At 57.9% G+C, this 20,658-nt stretch carries 23 protein-coding genes; 12 read left to right on the top strand and 11 right to left on the bottom strand.

Annotated features, from left to right (window positions below; all coding sequences use genetic code 11):
* The 4 genes from VGP75_RS05465 to VGP75_RS05450 all read left to right on the top strand — a co-directional run.
* On the top strand, positions 1–387 hold a 387-nt coding region (locus tag VGP75_RS05465), incomplete at its 5' end, for a DUF1365 domain-containing protein (RefSeq protein ID WP_327542686.1).
* A complete protein-coding gene (locus VGP75_RS05460) occupies positions 384–1,610 on the top strand; it encodes an MFS transporter (RefSeq protein ID WP_327542685.1) in 1,227 nt (408 codons plus the stop codon). The genes VGP75_RS05465 and VGP75_RS05460, both read left to right, overlap by 4 nt.
* Positions 1,611–1,613: 3 nt before the next feature.
* Positions 1,614–2,186, top strand: coding sequence for a DUF3833 family protein (locus VGP75_RS05455; protein WP_327542684.1), 573 nt, complete (start codon positions 1,614–1,616; stop codon positions 2,184–2,186).
* A 2-nt stretch (positions 2,187–2,188) separates the two neighbouring features.
* Positions 2,189–2,926, top strand: coding sequence for an SDR family NAD(P)-dependent oxidoreductase (locus VGP75_RS05450; protein ID WP_327542683.1), 738 nt, complete (start codon positions 2,189–2,191; stop codon positions 2,924–2,926).
* Positions 2,927–2,932: 6 nt separating this feature from the next.
* On the opposite strand, the gene VGP75_RS05445 is transcribed toward VGP75_RS05450, so the two are convergent.
* Together VGP75_RS05445 and VGP75_RS05440 are read right to left on the bottom strand one after the other, a co-directional pair.
* Positions 2,933–4,075 carry an alkane 1-monooxygenase gene (locus VGP75_RS05445; protein ID WP_327542682.1) on the bottom strand — a complete coding sequence of 381 codons (1,143 nt, stop codon included), beginning with the start codon at positions 4,073–4,075 and terminating at the stop codon, positions 2,933–2,935.
* Between the two features lie 52 nt (positions 4,076–4,127).
* Positions 4,128–5,126, bottom strand: coding sequence for an A/G-specific adenine glycosylase (locus VGP75_RS05440; RefSeq protein ID WP_414727780.1), 999 nt, complete (start codon positions 5,124–5,126; stop codon positions 4,128–4,130).
* Positions 5,127–5,248: 122 nt separating this feature from the next.
* Between VGP75_RS05440 and VGP75_RS05435 the strand changes: the two genes are divergently transcribed.
* The 3 genes from VGP75_RS05435 to VGP75_RS05425 are packed head-to-tail and all read left to right on the top strand — an operon-like array spanning position 5,249 to position 7,588.
* Positions 5,249–5,767, top strand: coding sequence for a DUF721 domain-containing protein (locus VGP75_RS05435; protein ID WP_327542680.1), 519 nt, complete (start codon positions 5,249–5,251; stop codon positions 5,765–5,767).
* A gap of 2 nt (positions 5,768–5,769) precedes the next feature.
* The gene (locus VGP75_RS05430) at positions 5,770–6,435 is read left to right on the top strand and encodes a DsbA family protein (RefSeq protein WP_327542679.1); all 666 of its coding nucleotides are present in this window, start codon (positions 5,770–5,772) and stop codon (positions 6,433–6,435) included.
* 31 nt (positions 6,436–6,466) lie between these two features.
* Positions 6,467–7,588: a CaiB/BaiF CoA transferase family protein gene (locus VGP75_RS05425; RefSeq protein ID WP_327542678.1), complete on the top strand. Its 1,122-nt coding sequence runs from the start codon at positions 6,467–6,469 to the stop codon at positions 7,586–7,588.
* Here the strand turns inward: VGP75_RS05425 and lpxK are convergent.
* The 6 genes from lpxK to VGP75_RS05395 all read right to left on the bottom strand — a co-directional run bounded on the left by lpxK (position 7,585) and on the right by VGP75_RS05395 (position 13,821).
* Positions 7,585–8,571 carry a tetraacyldisaccharide 4'-kinase gene (gene lpxK, locus VGP75_RS05420; RefSeq protein WP_327542677.1) on the bottom strand — a complete coding sequence of 329 codons (987 nt, stop codon included), beginning with the start codon at positions 8,569–8,571 and terminating at the stop codon, positions 7,585–7,587. The genes VGP75_RS05425 and lpxK overlap by 4 nt on opposite strands.
* Complete coding sequence (locus tag VGP75_RS05415; protein ID WP_327542676.1) at positions 8,572–9,768, bottom strand: 3-deoxy-D-manno-octulosonic acid transferase; 1,197 nt, start codon at positions 9,766–9,768, stop codon at positions 8,572–8,574. It lies immediately after the preceding gene.
* Between the two features lie 21 nt (positions 9,769–9,789).
* A complete protein-coding gene (locus VGP75_RS05410) occupies positions 9,790–10,035 on the bottom strand; it encodes a DUF4170 domain-containing protein (protein ID WP_110277890.1) in 246 nt (81 codons plus the stop codon).
* Between the two features lie 36 nt (positions 10,036–10,071).
* Positions 10,072–10,863: an inositol monophosphatase family protein gene (locus tag VGP75_RS05405; RefSeq protein ID WP_327542675.1), complete on the bottom strand. Its 792-nt coding sequence runs from the start codon at positions 10,861–10,863 to the stop codon at positions 10,072–10,074.
* Positions 10,850–12,196: a TldD/PmbA family protein gene (locus tag VGP75_RS05400; RefSeq protein WP_327542674.1), complete on the bottom strand. Its 1,347-nt coding sequence runs from the start codon at positions 12,194–12,196 to the stop codon at positions 10,850–10,852. The genes VGP75_RS05405 and VGP75_RS05400 overlap by 14 nt, the downstream gene beginning before the upstream one ends.
* Before the next feature lie 122 nt (positions 12,197–12,318).
* Positions 12,319–13,821 carry a DUF2125 domain-containing protein gene (locus tag VGP75_RS05395; protein WP_327542673.1) on the bottom strand — a complete coding sequence of 501 codons (1,503 nt, stop codon included), beginning with the start codon at positions 13,819–13,821 and terminating at the stop codon, positions 12,319–12,321.
* 128 nt (positions 13,822–13,949) lie between these two features.
* Between VGP75_RS05395 and VGP75_RS05390 the strand changes: the two genes are divergently transcribed.
* From VGP75_RS05390 to VGP75_RS05370, 5 genes are all read left to right on the top strand, one after another.
* The gene (locus tag VGP75_RS05390; RefSeq protein WP_327542687.1) at positions 13,950–14,699 is read left to right on the top strand and encodes an SDR family oxidoreductase; all 750 of its coding nucleotides are present in this window, start codon (positions 13,950–13,952) and stop codon (positions 14,697–14,699) included.
* Entirely contained in the window at positions 14,696–15,310 is a 615-nt protein-coding gene (locus VGP75_RS05385) for an enoyl-CoA hydratase/isomerase family protein (protein WP_327542672.1), read from the top strand. Before VGP75_RS05390 ends, VGP75_RS05385 begins: the two co-directional genes overlap by 4 nt.
* A 22-nt stretch (positions 15,311–15,332) precedes the next feature.
* On the top strand, positions 15,333–16,640 hold the full coding sequence (locus VGP75_RS05380; protein WP_327542671.1) for a mechanosensitive ion channel family protein: 1,308 nt from the start codon (positions 15,333–15,335) through the stop codon (positions 16,638–16,640).
* Positions 16,637–17,800, top strand: a complete 1,164-nt coding sequence (locus VGP75_RS05375; protein WP_327542670.1) for a TIGR03862 family flavoprotein — start codon at positions 16,637–16,639, stop codon at positions 17,798–17,800. The genes VGP75_RS05380 and VGP75_RS05375 overlap by 4 nt, the downstream gene beginning before the upstream one ends.
* A 538-nt stretch (positions 17,801–18,338) precedes the next feature.
* Positions 18,339–18,548: a hypothetical protein gene (locus tag VGP75_RS05370; RefSeq protein ID WP_327542669.1), complete on the top strand. Its 210-nt coding sequence runs from the start codon at positions 18,339–18,341 to the stop codon at positions 18,546–18,548.
* Positions 18,549–18,603: 55 nt separating this feature from the next.
* Here the strand turns inward: VGP75_RS05370 and holA are convergent, their stop codons facing one another.
* The 3 genes from holA to VGP75_RS05355 form a co-directional block, all read right to left on the bottom strand.
* Positions 18,604–19,626 (bottom strand): DNA polymerase III subunit delta, encoded by a 1,023-nt coding sequence (holA, locus tag VGP75_RS05365; protein WP_327542668.1) that lies wholly within the window; start codon positions 19,624–19,626, stop codon positions 18,604–18,606.
* Complete coding sequence (gene lptE, locus VGP75_RS05360) at positions 19,626–20,108, bottom strand: LPS assembly lipoprotein LptE (RefSeq protein ID WP_327542667.1); 483 nt, start codon at positions 20,106–20,108, stop codon at positions 19,626–19,628. Before lptE ends, holA begins: the two co-directional genes overlap by 1 nt.
* Positions 20,098–20,658: class I tRNA ligase family protein (locus VGP75_RS05355; protein WP_327542666.1), on the bottom strand; the 561-nt coding region annotated here is incomplete at its 5' end. The genes lptE and VGP75_RS05355, both read right to left, overlap by 11 nt.

Here is a 20,658-nt window from a genome sequence, read left to right as displayed (position 1 = left end):
AATACCTTTGGCGACCGCCATTCCTACTTGTGTCGTCATGAGGATGGCCGTGCGATCACAAAGGATGAAACACTGTCGGCACAAAAACTGATGCATGTGTCCCCGTTCCAACCAATCGAGGGCGGCTATACGTTTCGCTTTGATATCCAGCCTGATGCGATCGGCATCTGGATCGACTATTCGCGCGGCAACGGCGGGCTGATTGCAACGCTGACGGGGCCGCGCAAACCCATCACCAACACAGCGATCATCAAGGCGGCGCTCCGGCGACCCTTCGGGTCCCGTCGCGTGTTGGCACTGATCCATTGGCAGGCAGTGAAACTCTGGTGGAAAGGTGCGACGTTCCGGTCGCAACCCGAACCCCCAGTGGATGAGGTGAGCCGGTGAAGGCGCTGACCGAACGCCTGCCCGCCTATTCGCTCTTTGCTGCCGTACTCGCGGGCGCCGGACTACCAATCTATATCTATGCGCCGAAATATTACGCCGATACTTACGGCGTTAGCCTTGCGGCATTGGGCGCGCTCCTTTTTGCGATGCGCCTTTTCGACATGATCCAGGATCCTGTTCTGGGATGGATCAGCGAGCGGCTGACAAGCGCTAAAAAACTTGTGATTACGCTGACTGCAGGTGTGATGGCGCTGTCGATGATCGGGCTTTTCGCGGTGGCGCCGCCGATCAATCCGCTGTGGTGGTTTGCAATCACGGTGACTGGGCTTTTTACGGCGTTCAGCTTTCTCACCATCAATTTCTATGCCCAAGGTGTCAGCAAAGCGGGCAATGGCCCACAGGGCCATGTGCGGCTGGCCGCTTGGCGCGAAAGCGGGGCATTGATCGGTGTTTGCATAGCCGCCGTCGTGCCCACCGTGTTGATCGGCGTAGTGGCCGATCCTTTCGCAGCCTTCGCCTATGGTTTCACCGCGCTCGCTGTGATCGCCGCCGTCTTTATGTGGCCCGAATGGAAAGAAAGGGTCAGTCAGGAACCTTCGCAGATGGGTGAAATCATCCGCGACAAAACGGCACGCAAGTTGCTTGTTTTGGCTTTGGTTAATGCCACGCCCCTGGCTGTCTCTTCGACACTTTTTCTCTTTTATGTCGAAAGCAAACTCGGGGCTGTAGGCTGGGAAGGCCCGCTTCTGGTGCTGTTTTTTCTTGCCGCCGCGATCTCGTCCCCTTTTTGGTCAGCGCTCGCGCGGCGCTACTCGCCCAAACCTGTTTTGCTGGCCGCCATGGTGCTTGCGGTTGCCTCATTTGGCTACACGCTCACTTTATCGCCGGGCGATGTGATCCCTTTCGCGATTATCTGCGTACTAAGTGGAGCGAGCATCGGCGCAGATCTTACTTTGCTGCCCGCGATGTTTGCGAAACGTATGGCTGCCATCTCGCCCAATGGCGGACAGGGATTTGGCCTTTGGAATTTGGTGAACAAGTTCACGCTTGCCTTCGCCGCGGTGGTTTTGCTGCCGTTACTTGAACGATCCGGTTTTCAGGCCGGGGCAACAAATTTGCCCGCTGAAGCCATCACGATGCTGACAGTGCTCTATGCACTTGTGCCATCGCTATTGAAAATTTTGGCAATCGGTTTGCTGATTGCCACAAGACTCGAGGACTAAACGATGTCGTTTATGACCTACATCCTGATCGGCGCCGCCTTGATGGCTATCGCCGTGTTTCTGCGAGAGCGTTACGTGTCGTTCTGGGCGCAGAAATCTAACGACTACGCAGATGGGCCGATTTTCGATATCCGCGAACGGTTCAACGGGCCGATTGTCTGCGAAGGTGTGATCTACGGGCCAACAGGCCGCGTGGCTTCTCGTTTCGTTGCCGATTTCGAGGCCTCGTGGAACGGCAATGTCGGGACTATGAAAGAGGTCTTTCATTATGACAGTGGGCAGGTGCAGCACCGTGAGTGGACCCTGACCTTGGGCAACGATGGACGGATCAAGGCAGAGGCACCTGATCTTGTTGGCGCGGGCTCTGGCCAGCAGCAGGGCTCGGCCGTATCGCTTAACTATCGCATCAAGCTGACCGAAGAGGCGGGTGGCCATGCGCTTGACGTCACTGACTGGATGTATCTGATGTCCAACGGGTCAATCATGAACCGCAGCCAGTTCCGCAAATTCGGGATTAAAGTGGCCGAGCTCGTCGCGACGATGCGCCCCAAAGACAAAGCCTACGCAGGAGAATAACCGTGAAAAACTGGCAAGGAAAACGATACTGGCTTGTAGGCGCAAGCGAGGGGCTGGGGCGTGAAGTCGCGTTCAGCCTTAGCCGCGCAGGGGCCGAGGTGATCGTGTCTGCCAGATCAGAGGACCGGTTGAAAGAACTGGTCGCGGAGCTTCCCGGAAAAGCCTCCTACATCGCTGTAGATGTCGCAGACCGCGCGGCGGTTGAGGCGGCCGCGAAAGAAGCTGGCGCGATTGATGGCGTTGTCTATCTGGCGGGCGTTTACTGGCCGATGAAGGCGCAGGAATGGGACAACGAGAAGGCGGACATGATGGGCGAGGTCAATTTCCTTGGCGCATCACGTGTCGTGGGGGCCGTCATCAAGGATATGGTCGCGAAAGGGGCGGGGCACATCGTACTTGTTGGTTCGCTGTCCGGTTTCCGTGGTCTGCCCGGTGCGATTGGTTACTCGGCATCCAAAGCCGGGCTGATGTCTTTGGCGGAATCAATGCAGGCCGATCTGCGCACATCGCCGATTGAGGTGCAGTTGATCAACCCCGGCTTCATCAAGACACGCCTGACTGACAAGAACGACTTTACCATGCCGTTCATCATGTCGGCAGAGGATGCCGCCAAAGAGGTGTTCGAGCATATGAACACCGACGCTTTCAAGAAAAGCTTTCCCATGATCTTCTCCTGGGTCTTCCGTTTGTCACAGTTCATGCCGGACTGGATGTATTACAGGCTCTTTGGCGCAAAATAGCGCCTGCTATCGCGGCATCGGATTGGTAGCGTTCTTGTAGGGTTTCCAGTTCTTGATCTCTGGATAGTACTTTTGCCGCCAGTCCTTGACGCGGGGGTTCATTGTTTTGCGCCAAGCAGGCGGGACCAATGCGATCATCGTCATCAGCGGATACCCGTATGGCAGTTGCGGTGCCTCATCGTCATCGTAGGTTTGCAGCAATGGAAACCGCCTGTTGGGTTTGTAGTGGTGATCGGAGTGCCGCTGGAGATTGATCAGCAGCCAGTTGGAGGCCTGCTGAGATGCATTCCATGAATGTCGTGGCAGCACGTGTTCATATTTGCCATCGCCCAAGTGCTTCCGTGTGAGCCCGTAGTGTTCCACATAGTCGACCAACTCGAGCTGAAAAACGGCCCAGAACGCCTGTGTTGCGAACAGGAACACGCCCCACCAGCCACCAATACCCCATGCGAGCAGGACAAAACCGGCTTCAAGCGCCCAATACCGCCAAAACGGGTTTGACCGATGAAACCAGGGCAATTCCTTGCGCGCCAACATCGCCTTCTCGGCTTTGAAGGATGACACCAGCGACTGGTAGAGCACCCGCGGGAAGAAACGATAGAAACTTTCACCATAGCGCGCGGTCACCGGATCGCGTGGCGTCCCGATATAGCGGTGGTGGACCAGCAGATGCTCTGACCGAAAATGCGCATAAAGCACCGATGACAACAGGATATCGGCCATCCACCGTTCCAGTTTGGGCTTTTGGTGCATCAATTCATGCGCATAGGTGATCCCGATTGTGCCGGACAGAATGCCAAGCGCTGCAAAAAGCAACCACTCTTCAAACCGGCTCAAATGGCCGGATTGGACGACATAAAGCATGATACCGAAGAGTGTGATCAGCTGGATCGGCGTCCAAAGAAGGGTGATCAACCGATACCAGAACAGCTGTCCGTCGGGTGTTTCAACGTCAGGATTTTGCGTGTTCTTCCCGATGATGTAATCAAGAAAGGTAAAGAGATACCATGTAGACAACGGCAAAAGCGCAATCGCCCATCCACCCTGCATGGCGGCAAAAATAGCGAGTGGCACCAAGCCAAACGACAACCAGAATGGAAGCGCGCTGGAAAGGTTTCCGATCTTTGATGTTTCAGGAATGCTTGTCATATCATGTCCGAAAGCGTTGCTGTCACAACAATAGGTTCAGCGGCTTTATTTCTCAATCGTCGCGTAGCGTCATATGGGCAAGATCAAACACCTTGCGCATCACCGTCGGTAACGCAGTCGGGTTAAATTTCCCTTGTGACAGGAACTCCCCGCACGCAGGTTTTGTGCCCAAGGCCACCTTTGCTGTCATGATCTTCAACCGCAAATGAAAATGCGTGAAGGTATGTCGCGCCTCTTCGCCCAGTGCTGTCCATTCTGCCTCAAACGGCGGTTCTGGTGCGGGATCGTCGCTCCAATCCGACCCCGGCCAGCCCAACATGCCACCCAATAGACCCCTTTCCGGACGGGTTTCCAAGAGCCATGCGCCGTCTTCGCGGCGCGCAACATAGACGATGCCAAACCGGGTTGGTGTCTTCTTCTTGGGCGTCTTCTTGGGCAACGCGGCCGCTGTGCCGGCAATGCGCGCGGCACAGTCATCGCGCCACGGGCAGACCCCACAGGCCGGATTGCGCGGCGTGCAAATTGTGGCGCCAAGGTCCATCACGGCCTGTGCATAATCACCGGGGCGGGTTTGGGGCGTCAGTTCTGCGGCCCGCGCAGTCAGTTCCGCCTTGGAACCCGGCAGGGGCGCGTGAATATCGTACAGGCGCGCCATGACACGCTCGACATTGCCATCAACCACGGTCTCGGGCCGGTCAAAGGCAATCGCAGCAACAGCCGCCGCCGTGTAAGGGCCGATGCCGGGCAGTTCTAGCAGCGCGTCGTAGGTATCGGGAAATACGCCGTCATGGTCGGCAACCACTGCACGGGCACATTTCAGCAAATTGCGGGCGCGGGCGTAGTACCCCAAACCCGCCCAAGCGGCCATGACATCGGCATCATCGGCCGCCGCCAGATCACGCACTGTGGGCCAGATTGCCATGAATTTGCGGTGATAATCGCGCACTGCCGCCACGGTTGTCTGCTGTAGCATGACCTCGGACATCCAGACAGCATAAGGATCAGGCAGGACACCCGCCTTGCGATCAGCAGGGGCGACACGCCACGGCATTTCGCGCGCATGGGCGTCGTACCATGCCAAAAGCTCTGCACTAAGGTCACGCAATGTTTATTACCCGTTTCAAACCGCCCCGCAGACTTGGCGCGTCTTTCATCTTAGAGTAGGGCTTAGACATGAAAGAACCACGTCCTACCAGCACCACGCGCGGATTTTCCCGCGCGGCGACGTTGATGCAAGGCAAAGTACGCAAAGCCAGCGAGGATCGCGGCTTTGCTGTGACCCGCCTTTTGACGCATTGGGCAGAGGTGGTTGGTCAGGCGACGGCGCAAATCGCCACGCCTGTGAACGTCAGCTACGGCAAGGGCGGCATGGGTGCGACGCTGACATTGCTAACCACGGGGGCACAGGCCCCCATGTTGGAAATGCAAAAAGAGCAGATTCGCGAAAAGGTTAATGCCTGCTATGGCTACCGCGCTATTTCGCGGGTCCGGATCACGCAGACAGCGCCAACAGGCTTTGCCGAAGGGCGCGTGGCCTTCGGTCATGCGCCAAAGGTCCACAAAACACCTGACCCGGCGGTGCAAATGGCCGCAAAGGCCCTATCTGAAAAGGTAGAAAACGAAAAACTGCGTGCGGCGCTGACAGCGCTGGGCACAAACGTATTAACAAAACAAAACTCGCATCAGAGGTAGATATGAAACGTAGAACTCTTTTGGCCGCAGGTGGCGGTGCATTGGTTGCGCTGGGCGCTGGTTGGACACTGACACGGCCTGACCCTGCAACGGGGCTTTTGCCAGGGGCGGCCATGGCGCAAAGCGCCGACGGTGCACTTCCTGAAGTGATTGAAATGGTTCTGGGCAATCCCGATGCGCCGGTCGAGGTGATCGAATATGCCTCTTACACCTGCCCGCACTGTGCGACATTCCACGCCAACCAGTATCAGGCACTGAAAGAGAACTATATCGACACAGGCCGTATCCGTTTTGTCTACCGCGAGGTCTATTTCGACCGTCCAGGCCTTTGGGCTTCGATGATCGCGCGGTGCAACGACACAACTGAATTCTTCTTTGCCTTCTCGGAGCTGCTTTACGCTGAGCAACGCAGCTGGCTTGCGTCTGGTGATCCGGCCACAATCGTTGAAGAGTTGCGCCGTTTGGCCAAAACCGCAGGGATGGATGATGCGGCACTTGATGCCTGCCTCAGCGATGCGGCCAAGGCCGAGGCCCTGTTCACATGGTATCAGGAAAATGCCGATCGTGACGGGATCACAGGGACACCAAGCTTCCTGATCGACGGTCAGAAATATTCCAACATGGCCTATGATGAATTCGCTGCTATTCTGGACGGGAAGCTGGGCTAGATCAGCCCGCGCATGAACTGAAAGAATTGCAATGAAGCCTCTTGCAGGCCTGAAAGTTGTGGAACTGGCGCGGGTCCTTGCGGGCCCGCTTGCCGGACAGACACTTGCCGATCTTGGCGCCGAGGTGATCAAGGTCGAAAGCCCCCAAGGCGATGACACGCGCCAATGGGGTCCTCCCTTTGTCGACCACGAGGGCGAACAGGCCGCCGCATATTTCCATTGCTGCAATCGCGGCAAGAAATCGGTGGTCATTGATTTTCGCACACCCGAAGGTCAGGCGCAGGTGCGCCGCCTTGTGGCGGACGCCGATATCCTGATCGAGAACTTCAAGGTTGGCGGGCTGGCCAAATACGGCCTCGACTACGACAGCCTCGCAGCGCTTAACCCCCGTCTGATCTATTGCTCGATTACCGGCTTTGGCCAGACCGGGCCCTACGCCAAACGCGCGGGCTATGACTATATCATCCAAGGCATGTCAGGCCTGATGTCCGTCACAGGCCCCCCCGACGGGCAGCCCCAGAAAGTGGGTGTGGCAGTCACGGATATTTTCACTGGCATCTATGCCTGCACAGGCATCCTTGCGGCCGTGAATCAGAGGCATACGACGGGCAAGGGCCAGCATATTGACATGGCGCTGATGGATGTCGCGACTGCCGTGATGACCAATCAGGCGATGAACTATCTGGCAACGGGCAACGCGCCGCAGCGCATGGGCAACGCGCACCCCAATATCGTACCCTATCAGGTCTTTGACTGCGCCGATGGGCATATCATCGTCGCCAGCGGGAACGACGGGCAGTACCAGCATTTCTGTGCGCTTCTGGGCCTGCCGGAATTGGCGGCGCACCCTGATTACGCAACCAACGCAGCACGGCTAAAGAACCGCGATACACTGACGGCCTTACTCACTGCGAAAACGCAGACATGGACCAAGTCTGATCTTCTTGCTGCCTGCGAAACCCACGGCGTCCCTGCAGGACCAATCAACGACCTGCAAGAAACCTTCGCCGATCCCCAGGTAATCCACCGCGGCATGCGCGTTGATCTGGATGGTGTCCCCTCTGTGCGTCTGCCAATCACATTCTCGGATGCCGATGTGACGCCAATGACCGCATCACCGAAACTCGGCGCAAATCAGGACCTGCTGGATTAAAGCCCCAGGCGGTCAAAACCCGCATCAATCGGCGCCCAATCCACAAGCTGCAGGCGCACAGGCAAGGTCAGCACTTTCATGCGAAAACTAGCAGGCAGGCGCACGGCGTCTTTTTCGGTTGTGACAAGCTGGGCTTTACGCGCCTCGGCCTCAATCTCAAGGCGCTTCATCAACGCCTCGGTCAGTGGTTGATGGTCGCCCAGCGCCTCGGCGCGGACCAAGGTCGCGCCCATATCGCGGAGCGTGACAAAAAACTTCTCGGGGTGGCCGATCCCTGCGAAAGCCAACAACTTCAGATCACGCCATGGCATGCCCGTCGGCAGCGGGGCCAGATGGCCCACAAGATGCGGCACATCAAAATGCCACTGCGCGCCAAACCGGTCCTGTGCCGCAGGTGGCCCGATGGACAACACCAGATCAGCCCGCTTGAGGCCCGACGCCACAGTTTCACGCAAAGGCCCCGCAGGAATAACGCGGCCGTTGCCAAACCCCCGCATCGCATCAACGACAACGATCGAGAGGTCTTTGGCCACATCGGGGTTCTGGAAGCCGTCATCGAGCAGAATGACATCAGCGCCCGCCTCTTGTGCAGCGCGCACACCAGCGGCGCGGTCCTTGGCCACCCATGTGGGCGCAAAAGCGGCGAGAAGTAGCGGCTCATCCCCCGTTTGATCCGCTTTATGGTCGCGTTCACTGACACGCACGGGGCCTTCGAGGCTGCCACCATAGCCCCGTGACACGACGTGCGGTGTGCGGCCGCGATCCATTAGGCGCGCGATCAAAGCGATGGTCGTCGGTGTCTTGCCCGTTCCTCCAGCATTGATATTGCCGATGCAAATGACCGGGACACTGGCCTTCACCTTTACAGGGCGGCGCAGGCGGCGTGCTGTGCCAGCGGCGTAAAGTGCAGCCAAGGGCGCCAATGCGCGTGCGATTAACGTGGGGTGATCAGGTGGGGTGAACCAGAAGGACGGTGCGCGCATCTATGAAACCAGCTCTTCCAGACGCAGCTGGATAAATGTTGCGATACGGTTGGTCACCGTTGCCCCGCGCGATGTCACATCCCAGGCGGCATGTGCAAGTTCTGCAGTTTTGTCAGCTGCCAAAAGCGTCTCAACCGCAACGCCAAGATCATCACCGGAGCGCAGCAAACGGGACGCGCCTGCTGCGTTCAACCGTGCTGCATGACGTTGAAAAGGGGCCACCTGAGGGCCGTAAAGAACCGCAGACCCCAAAGCTGCCGCCTCAAACGGATCGCGACACCCTTTGCCGTCCAGCGTTCCCCCCAGATAGGTAATCGGCGCGATGCGGTACCACAGGCCAAGCTCTTCGTCGGTGTCGACCACATAGACCTGCGTAATCTCGGATGGTTCCGGCTCGTCCGACCGCAAAGCGACATTAAAGCCCTTTCCACGCATTTGTTCCACAATGTCATAGGCCGCCGTCGCATCCTGCGGCACGACAATCAGCAAGAGACGATGTGCACGTCTGCTTGCGGCGTGATGGGCCTTTGCAATGTAACCGGTTTCGCACGCCGGTGCAGCCGCCGCGAGCCAGACAGGGCGTGTCCCGATGGATTTGGAGATTTCGTTCCGCTCGGTTTCGCTACAGGGCAATGTTGGCGCGCAGTCTTCCATTGCACCCGTGACCAAGACGTTATCCGCAGGCGTGCCCGCATAAATCAACTGGTCCGCTGCCGCTTGATCAAGTGCAAGAACGGCTTCGAACTGCGACAACATCGAGCGCCGGGCACCGGGCACCCATTTGCCCGCAATGTCATCGAGTCCTTCGGCCGTCGCATCGACAAAGATGGCCGGTAGCCTCGCGTTATCCAGTTCCGAAAGGAGGATCGGATCAAGATCACCCTTCACCCATATGCACATGGCTGGCTGCCAATGGGCAATGAAGGCGCGGATCTCCTTGCGGCCCTGCGGTTCCGGCAGGGCGCGTTGGGCAGATTCCGGCACCCAATGCAGCAGCGTCGCCACTACGTGAATGGGATCGCCGTCTTCGGCCAGTTTCCGGTCAAGCGTTTCAATCGCCATCAACTGGTCAGGACGGCTACATCGCGCCCAAATGATCGTGCCCGCAGGGCGCGGTGGCTGTTCGGCAAGTGGCTTTTTGCGGTCGTGTGACCCCAAGCCTGCCAGATAGGCTGCGATTGCGAGGGATCTTGCCATGTCCTGACCGGTGGCCTTGCCTTAGCTATCGAGTTCTTCAGTCGGCGACGCCGCTGTTTCTTCGTCCCGCAAGCGGTGGATATGTGCAATGAAGTACCGCATATGCGCGTTATCAACGGTGCGCTGTGCTGCACCCTTCCACGCATTATAGGCCGCTTCATAGTTTGGGTACATGCCAACGATATCAATGGCATCCACATCCTTGAATGCATTCTTGGTCGGATCAATCAGCTCGCCGCCAAAAACGAGGTGCAGGCGTTGTGTCATGGATAAACCTTTGCGAAAATATGTGTCGAAGCCAGTCTAGGCTTTTGGCGCAGATGGCTCAAGCCGTGCAAGCAGATCACCGTGAAGCCGGGGACCGGCAGCCAGAACACCGGGGACTTGAGGGTGCGTGTTATTGAAACGCAGCGGCGCACCGTGTTGGTCGGAAATCTTGCCGCCCGCCTCTTGCATGATCAATGCACCCGCTGCGATATCCCATTCCCAACTGGGCCGCAGGGTAATCATCCCGTCGAAACTGCCGTCTGCGGCAAGGCAAAGCCTGTAGGCAAGCGATGACCTGAACGCGCGCTTTACCGGCGGAAGCGTTCCGTCTTTCCAGAACCGCGCATCAAAGTTCGGCCTTGCGCCAAGGATTGTTGCATCGTCAATCGGCGGGTCAGAGGCATGGATCGGCACATTGTTCAGCGTCGCACCACCGCCAATTTCAGCAGCGAACATCATGTCATGCATCGGCAGATAGATCGCGGCGGCAACGGGTATGCCATTCTCGGTCACAGCAAGCGAATGCGCCCAGTCCTTGCTGCCTTCGATAAAGGCACGGGTGCCATCGATAGGGTCAATAATGAACTGGCGCCGCGTCTCAAGGCGGGCGGCATTGTCCTCAGTCTCCTCCGAAAGCCAGCCATATGCGGGCCGCTCTGCTGGCAGAAAATTCTCCAGCATGGCGTTCACGGCCAGATCTGCGGCTGTCACCGGCCCCGCGCCGTGGGGTTTATCGGTCACATCTGGATTTTGCTGAAAATACCGCTTGGCAATGTCACCCGAGTGGCGCGCTGCTTGCACAAGCAGCGCAAGATCAGTCTCCGGCAAGCGTCAATCCTTCAACCAGCAACGAGGGAACGACGCGCGACAGATGCTCGCGGCCGTCATTGGCAGGCTGGATCGTCATCAACATATCGCGCAGATTACCCGCAACGGTACATTCGTTGACAGGATAGGCGATTTCACCGTTCTCGACCCAGAAACCAGCCGCACCGCGTGAATAATCGCCAGTGTTGGGGTTGATCGTTGAACCGATCATCGAGGTCACCAAAAGCCCTGTGCCCATTTCCCGGATAAGATCATCGCGTGATTGCTGGCCTTGGGTCAGTGCCACATTTGTCAGGCTCGGGGATGGCGGCGATCCGGTGCCACGCGCGGCATTTGCCGTGCTTGGCATCCCAAGCTTGCGCCCTGTCGCCAAATCAAGCGTCCAGCCCGTTAAAACGCCGTCATCGACAATCGCACGCCGCGTAGTGGCCAAACCTTCGGCATCAAAGAGCTTTGATCCGGTGACACGCACGCGATGCGGATCCTCAATGATCGACAACCCCTTGGGAAGGACCTGTTGACCGATGGCATCACGCAACCAGCTTGAGCCGCGCGCAATCATGGATCCGTTGCTGGCTTGCAGAAGGCTCCCGATCAGGGTGCTGGCGACGCGTTCATCAAACAGCACCGGATAGGCCCCGGTGCGCGGACGTTTCGCGCCCGCCCGCTCTACCGCACGTTCCGCCGCGATGCGCCCGATTTCTTCGGCGTCACGCAGGTCGGCCTGAAACACGCGGCTGTCATAGTCATAATCGCGCTCCATCCCTGTGCCGGTGCCGCTGATCGCCACACAGGACAGGCCCCGATCACTCCGCGCATACCCCGCAGAAAACCCGTTTGTTGCTGCCAGATGGATGCGCCGACGCCCGTAACCTGCCGAGGCGGATTGTACTTGTGAAACGCCCGCATTGCGCAGGGCTGCGGCCTCGGCACGGGTGGCGTCCTCTTGCAGCGCGGCAGGGTCAGGCTCGTCGCTGGGATCAAAGAGTTCCAGCGCCTCGGTCGCAGTATTGCTGGCCAGTTGCGACGGATCAGCAAGGCCCGCATGCGGATCTTCGGGCGCTTCCTTGGCCATCGCCACAGCACGTTCAGCCATCTGGATCAGCGTCTCGGGTTTGGTGTCGGATGACGACACGCAGGCCTGCCGATTTCCGACAAAGACGCGCAGACCAATGTCGATGCCCTCGGACCGTTCGGCCTGCTCCAGCGCACCGTCGCGGACAGTAATCGAGATCGACGTGCCATCCACAGCAATCGCATCGGCGGCATCTGCGCCGGCACGCTTGGCGGCCTGTAAAATCTGATCGGAAAGGTCTGAAAGAGATTGGGTCATCGTATGTCCTTTGCTTGCTCAAAGACCTAGTGCGCCAAGGTCTGCCCCGCAAGGCCAAGGGTTGTTCAAATGAAAAAGGGCGCAAGTGTCGCCACCTGCGCCCCCTTTACAAAAAGGATCAATTAACGAACGCGATTGCCGTTCACATTGACCTGACCATTTGGCAGCACCTCGACAGAGGTTTCCATCTGGTCGTCACCGGTTGAGCGGGCAAACATCCCCACCATCATGCGCGCGCCCATGACATCCTGTTCGGGGACCAGCCCCATGGCGACAAGATTGTCGAGCAGCGCATTAAAGCCCGAAATCTCGATCGTTGCTGCGCCTTCAGGGCGTGGGAATGGTGCAAAGCTTTCCATGTCGCTGTTGTCAAAGGTAAAGGCCCCGCCACCGACCAAGGCAGCACCTGCTGCGTTCACATTCAGGCGGTCCAGCGTCACTGATTCAAGTTCATAGGGCATTTCCGCGCTGTTCATCGCATCCTGCTGTTCAGGATCGAACATATCAAACAATGCCTTGCCACGGCCGCTGAGTGCGAGTTGGATTGTCGCAGGGTCACGCGGCAAAACATTGCCCGCATCGAAAATATCCCAGATTGCATCGCTGATCGACAGGTCGATAAGATCGAAACCAAAGGCAAAATCCGAGGCCTCTTCAGAAGCGGCAGTCGGGAACAGAACCTTGATCCCGTATTGCGCCAGGCTCAGCTCAATCGGAAGAGGGAATTCGCCTGAAACGATATTCACCGCAACATCATTGGTCAAAGATGTATATCCCACAATACTGTTGTTCAATTCACCGGTCAGGTTTGAAGACCCTACCGTGATTGACCCTGCTGCCTGATCACCCTCTGCATTGATATCGAACACAAAGTCCGAGCGGTCGATCGTATAGCCCCCTGCAACGGCAAAACCGTCAGCCATCAACGTATCAGGATCGTCAAAATCCGCATCGACAGGCACCGACATTTCAGCCTGCGCCGCAATGTTCATCATCTTGCCACCAGCGGTAATATAGTCGCCATCGCCGCCAGGGATCTGGAAATCAACCAGAAGGTCGACTGATCCGATTGTGGCGTCATAAGCGATATCGCGCAAATCGCCAGTTTCGATCTGATAGCTCATATCGACGTCATTCAGCATGACCTGTGCGTCACCGGTAAAGGTGATATCGCCGTCCACAACATCCTGAAGGGCGATACCGTACTGATCGGCGGTGATCGCATAATTCATGGCATCCGGATCGCCGCTTACGATCATGTTCATGTTCTGCTGGGTCACTGCCAAAGTCACGACCACGCCATCCTCGCCGGTGATGACCATTGGATAGCTATCGTCCATCGTCACGCGCACGGTACCGTCGGACTGTTCGTTGAAAGCAATCGTTCCAATCGACAAGACGACGGTGACGTCATCATCGGAACTTTGCAGTGACAGATCGCGGATCGTCACAACACCGCTTGATGTCTCTTCCGCACCGATTGTCAGGCTGTCTTCGCCGTAAACGCCCATTTGCGCTTTCCAGTTTTCCCAGACCTGCGCGGCGGTCACGTCGGCCTGCGCTGTGCTGCCAGCGATCAATGCGGCGATGCAAACAGCGCTACGCATTCCTGTCGGATATGTCATGGATGATCCCTTTCGATATATCTTTGTCCCACTGACCTGCGCTTTCAAATTTAACTGCAATGGGATTTACTATTAAGACAATAACTAGCCACCCCAAAAGAAATCTGAAAGGGACTTGTGTGAAAAACCTGAATTTAGTCGGGAAAACCGTACTTATCACCGGGGCTAGCCGCGGCATTGGCGCCGCCGCCGCCTATGCCTTTGCCGGAGCAGGCGCGAATATCGCACTGGTTGCCCGCAGCACCGACGAGATTGCGGAAATTGCCGGACAAATAGGAGAAAAAGCACTTGCGATCCCTTGCGATGTTGCGCGCTATTCCGATGTCGCTTCGGCCATTGCTGCGACCGCGCGCACATTTGGCGGGTTGGACGTTCTGATCAATAACGCAGGCGTCGTTGAGCCGATCGGCCACCTGCAAGACACCGATCCCGAGGCGTGGTCGCGCACCATCGACATCAACCTCAAAGGCGTGATGCACGGGATGCATGCGGCGATGCCCGGCATGATTGCCCAAGGACACGGCACGATCATCAACATCTCGTCCGGTGCCGCCCATGGCCCGGTCGAGGGCTGGTCCGCCTACTGTAGCTCCAAGGCTGCCGTCTATATGCTCACACGTGCCGCCGACAAGGAATCCCGTGATAAAGGCTTGCGAATTCTGGGGCTTTCGCCCGGAACGGTCGCCACACAGATGCAGCGCGAAATCAAGGCGTCAGGCATCAATCCGGTCAGCCAGCTTGACTGGTCCGTGCATATCCCGCCCGAATGGCCCGCACAGGCACTTTTGTGGATGTGTACACCCGAGGCCGACACGTTCTTGGGCGATGACGTCAGCCTGCGTGACGAGGATATCCGCAAAAAGGTCGGGCTTGTATGATCCGCTGCGACAAGGATGGTGACACATGGATCGTCACCATTGACCGGCCCGACAAAGCAGGCGCGTTGACGCGTGATATGCTGATCCGGCTGGCCAAGATTGCAGAGGCGGCACAGGATGCGAAACTCTTTATTCTGACCGGTACTGGCGGGGTCTTTAGCGCCGGTGCAGATTTGGAAGCTGCGCGTGCAGGACTTGCCACCGATCCGGTCTGGGAACGGCTTTCGGGCGCAATTGCCGCGCTTCCGTGCCTTACCATCGCAGCCCTGAACGGCACGGTCGCGGGTGGTGCTTTTGGCATGGTGCTTGCCTGTGATCTGCGGATCGCCGTGACAGAGGCAAAGTTCTTTTATCCGGTGATGAAGCTGGGCTTTCTGCCGCAACCTTCTGATCCCCCGCGCCTGACACGGCTGGTCGGACCGGCCCGCGCCAAGATGATTCTGATGGCGGGCCAAAAGATCGAGACGGAACGGGCGCTCCAATGGGGATTGGTGGACCAGATCACCACCCCTGATGCGCTGCTTGAAACCGCACAAAACCTTGGGGCAGATACGCTCTCTGCCGCACCGGAACATATTGCGGCGATCAAACGCATGACGTTAAAAGAGTAAAAACAATAAAGGTCGCGCCCTGATGGAACCAAACGGATTGATGGAGCAGGCCCAGAACGCCTTCGATCAGGCACTGTTCCTCGCGCAAGGTTGGCTTCTTTCACCGGCAGCGTGGTCGCAATTTGCACTTCTGATCGGTGCCTATCTTCTGGCACGGATTGCGAGCGGGCTTCTCGCACCGCGCCTGCGCACATTGCTCACACCGGACGCGGCCAATCGCTCTATCCTCTCCAAGGCGCGCCGCTTCCTGCTCATCTTCCTACCGCTGACCTTGCCACTTTTGGCCTATGGGTTTACCGCCGTGGGCGAAAGCGTGACGCGGTCACTCTTCGGGTCCGGCGAAGTCATCGCATTCGGCAAGCGTATCTTCCTTTTCCTTGCCGCCCGCGCCCTGGCCAAAGACATCGTCACGGACACCTTTCTACGCGTTCTGGCGCGTTATATTCTGGTCCCTGTTGCGGCGCTCTATGCCGTCGGTTTCCTTGATGAGGTCACGATGGCGCTTGACGCGGCGCGGGTGACACTTGGCAATATCAGCTTCTCTGCGCTTTCCATCGTCCGCGGGCTTATTGTTGGCAGCCTTCTGTTCTGGCTGGGCCAATGGTCAAACGCGCAGTCATCCTCTTATATCACACAACAACCCATGCGGCCGGCCATCCGGCAACTGGCGATCAAGGCCTCTGAATTTGCGATCTTCACAGTCGCCTTCCTGATCCTGATGAATGTGATGGGGATCAACCTGAGTTCCCTGGCGATTATCGGGGGTGCCATAGGTGTGGGCCTTGGTTTCGGTCTGCAAAAAATCGCATCCAACTTTATATCTGGCGTGATCCTGATGGTCGAGGGCCAAGCCACCGTCGGCGATTATGTCGAGCTGGATGGCGGCGAGGCCGGGACCATCATCAAGATGGGCGCGCGCGCAACGATCCTTGAGACTTTCGATGGCCGCTGGATTGTTGTCCCGAATGAGGATTTCATCACCACGCGGGTGGTCAACTATTCGGACTCAGGTTCGGCAAACCGGCTCGAGGTGGCATTTTCGGTCAGTTACGACACCGACATCAACCTTGTCCCGGCCATCATAGAAGCCGCTGTTTCAAAGCACCCCGGTGTGCTGCAAGACCCCGAAGGCCCCGACTGCGAATTGCGCGGCTTTGGCGATAACGGCGTAGATTTCGGGGTGGAATTCTGGGTCGAAGGCATCGACGACGGCAAGAACAAATACGCCTCTGACGTGTTGTTCCTGATCTGGAATGCGCTCAAGGAAAACGACATCGAAATCCCCTATCCGCACCGTGTGGTGGAAATCAAAGGACCCATGCCAGCGTGACCGATGCAATGGTCATTGGTGCGGGGCCCGCCGGGCTGATGGCTGCCGAGCAACTGGGCAGGGCCGGTGTGTCGGTGACCGTCGCCGATGCCATGCCATCGGTGGGGCGGAAGTTCCTGATGGCTGGGAAATCCGGCCTGAACATCACCAAAGCAGAACCGCATGTGGCGCTTCTTGCCGCATATGGCAAAGAGCTTCCACCGGCGCTCGCCCGCGCGCTTGATGATTTTGGCCCAGATCAGGTGATCGCATGGACGGAAGGTCTGGGGCAAACTGTTTTTACTGGATCGACGGGGCGCGTGTTTCCCACCGTCATGAAAGCCTCACCCCTGCTACGTGCATGGCTGGCGCGGTTGCGGGACTATGGCGTGCGCATCGAAACACGGTGGCGCTGGGACGGCTGGAAGGGCGACGCTTTGCGCTTTGAGACACCCGATGGCACGATAACTGCTACGCCAAAGGTTACCGTACTTGCCACAGGCGGCGCCAGTTGGGCACGCCTTGGGGCAAACGGCGCTTGGGCGGCGCATCTGCAGGATCAGGTCGCGCCCTTTGCCCCTGCGAATATGGGCTTTGTGGTGGATTGGTCGCCCCATATGGCCCCTTATCTGGGCACGCCGGTCAAATCGGTTGGCTTGACGGCAGGCAACCAGAACACGCGCGGCGAGTTCGTCATCTCAGAGCGCGGCATCGAAGGTGGCGGCATCTATATGGTGTCCAAAGCCATGCGCGAGGGGGCGCCGTTGACCATTGATTTGCTGCCCGACTGGCCAGAGGACAAGATCCGCGCAGCGCTGCAAAAACCGCGCGGCAAGGCGAGCCTGTCCAACCATCTGCGCAAAGTGCTACGGTTTTCGCCGGTGCAGACGGCGTTGCTGATGGAATGCGCGCGGCCGTTGCCGGTCGATCTTGCACCACTTATCAAGGCTCTCCCCATCGCGCACCAAGGGCCACGTCCTATGGACGAAGCGATTTCGACGGCCGGCGGAGTAAAATTTGCTGCGCTCACTGATGATCTGATGCTGAAACAGCGCTTTGGTGTGTTCTGCGCAGGAGAAATGCTGGATTGGGAGGCACCGACAGGGGGCTATCTGATCACAGCGTGTCTTGCGACCGGACGGCGCGCAGGCCTAGCCGCCGCCAAGCTTTGCTGCCCGTAGGCGCAAGAGAAACGTGGTCTCGAAAGGCCATGGCGCAAGGCCGCCACACAATCCAAATTGCTTCAAAGAAAGAAGTGTGAGTAATAAGTCTTTGATCCCGATCCAATGGCAGCACGACATGTTGTGCGTTGGACCCCGCCCCATTCGGAATACTGCACGAGTCGCTGGCGGTAAGTCATCCAATCACATAGAGAGCCGCTGTCATTTGTTTGAACCGGAAAGACCGCAAGACCTGCCAGATCGTTGCATTTATGCACCTAAGACATATGAATTACGCAATCAGCGGCAATTCGAGCATCAGTCATCTGAGCACCATTAGCCAGCCGGTTTTGAATGTATGATTTATTTATCCATTAAATTCAATGTATTAGTAGCGTCCGTACAGACATTTACCGAAGATAGGCTCCTAAAGCCCAAACGTAGATTACAACCCATCAACTTTTGCATCTAGGATTCGCACGAAATCCCTGATTCAGTGCGGAAATGTGGGTCGGTCACGCTTTGACCGTAAGGCCCCGTGCACAAATGGAGTAACACTATGCGCATTACAACAACACTTGCCGCTGCAGCAGCTCTTGCAGTATCCGGCGTCGCCGCTTCAGCTGGTGGCATGGCTCAAGAAGTCATGGAAGCACCAGTCGTCGTAGCTGAGCCAGCACCAGCACCAGCAGCTTCTTCAATCAGCCCAACATACATCGTACTGGGTGTGCTTGCTGCACTTCTGATCGCAGCAGCAGCTGATCAATAAATCAGGATCGACGATCTTGAATGAAAGGCAGGCCTCTGGCCTGCCTTTTTTCATATCAGCGCCTTGCCATCATCGCGAGCCGGATCAATGTCCGCTCCATAAGCGCATTCTGTGGCGCGGTACTTGCCGAGCGGAGTTGCAGATCGACATCTGTCAACGCTGTCAGCGCCTTTTCCAGACGGTCACGCCCCCACTGGCCAGCCTGCCGGACGATCTTGTCGCGTCGTGGACCAAAAACAGGGGGCCGGAGCCGTCCGGCACCTGCCGCTGGCCCGCCAGGATCAGAAGCCACCACATGCAACCTGCGAAAATGGCGCATTGCCCCAATGCAAAGCGTTACAGGCGTGACACCCTGCGCATAGAGATTGCGCAAAAGCGGGCCTAGTTGATCAGCCTGACCTGTGGCCACGATCTCTAACACATCGTCAACGTCCACCTCGGCAGATTGGGGGGCGTTGGCCATGATGTCGGCGATGCTCAGCGGGCTTTCATCGCCACGCTTGTAAAGGCTCACCTTTTCGATCGTTTGTCTGAAATCACCCGGTTCAAGGCTGTTGGCGAGCGCCAGCAGCGCATCCATCACATCACGGTCAGGCAGGGCGACACCGGCATCTTTGAGCGCCAGTTCCACATCTGCCCTCGTCGGCGGATCATCGTAGAGGCCGATAGATACAGCGTTGTTGTACCCCTCAACCACTTTGCGCAAGGCAGATTTCGCGGTCAACTGGGCGGCCGTGATCACGACCTGTGCATCACCGGGCTGCCAGTCGGCCAGCGCCCCCGCGATCACCTTGGAAAGGGTATCGGTGGCATCCTCAACAAAGGCGACCCTGTGCCCCGGAAAGAACCCCTGCGCCTTGATCGCATCATCCAGCATCGCAGGATCTTTGCGCAAATCAGAGGCACTTATCCGTGTCAGGCGCATTTCCTCTTCGCCCTGCGGGCCGACCAAGGCATTGATCACCTGCTGGCGCTTATCGGCCACCCGCATCGGATCGGCCCCAAAGATCAAGAGCGCCATGTGGGACGGATCCGGCCTCCGGAAGTAGTTATTCGCCGCGGCCCCCGTCAGCTTCATCAGTCAAGCTCGGCGGCACGGATCAGCATGCGGCTGACAATCAGATCAGCAAGGATCACCGACACCCGCGCTTCGGCGTCATCGCGCGTGGCTTGCGTTGCGTTGGTTGATCCTGTGGCAGAGTAACTTGTAAAGGCCTCGACCTCACCCCCGTCGATCTGGCGGCCATCCTCCAGCGCGATCAATGTCCATGTGGCCACGCCAACGATGTTAAAGCGCGAAGTATCGCCCTCTGATGTAATCGCTGCCGCCCGCTGGCTGGAGCGTACCGTTGTCTTTAGCACGTATTCCGGTGACGCACTGCGCCCGAGCCGTTTTTCCAGCTGTTCGCGCAGGCGAAAGCCCGCAACGCTCGCGTCCGTTTCAAAGGCAACACGCCCCCGCAACCCCGTATCTGCGCCATAGATCGGCGCAAAGCCGCAGCCCGCCAGACCCAGAAGGCCAAGCAGGACAGAGCGGCGGGGTGTCAGGCTAGATGACAATGTTCACGATCCTTCCGGGTACGACGATCAGCTTCTTGGGTGCCGCACCGCCAAGGGCGTTTTGCACAACATCAAGGGCGAGGGCTAGCGCCTCAACATCCTCTTTGCTGGCATCCGCGGCCACCTGAATTTCGGCGCGCCGCTTGCCGTTGATCTGGATCGGCATGGTCACCGTGTCCTCAACCAGCATCGCCTCATCCGCGACAGGCCAAGGGGCGTTGGCGATCAGGCCGTCACCACCCAGCATGGACCAGATTTCTTCAGAGAGGTGGGGCGTCATGGGCGACATCAGTTGCGCCAGCACAAGCGCGGCCTCGCGTTTAGCAGCGCCACCAGCCTTGGATTTGGCCAGTACGTTGGTGAATGCGTAAAGCTTTGCAATCGCCGCGTTAAATCCGAAGGTCTCGACACCCATGGTCACATCATGGATTGCTTTGTGCATGGCACGCAGCAGGTCTTCGTCGCCGTCGCCGGCCACGTTATCCATACCTGCAATTTCGGACGTCACACGGTAAACGCGGCCCAAGTGCTTATAGGTCGCTTCTGCGCC

The organism is Yoonia sp., assembly GCF_036007805.1.
GTDB lineage: Bacteria > Pseudomonadota > Alphaproteobacteria > Rhodobacterales > Rhodobacteraceae > Yoonia.
Note: the sequence above shows the minus strand (reverse complement) of the source record. Positions and strands in the feature narration are given on the sequence as shown.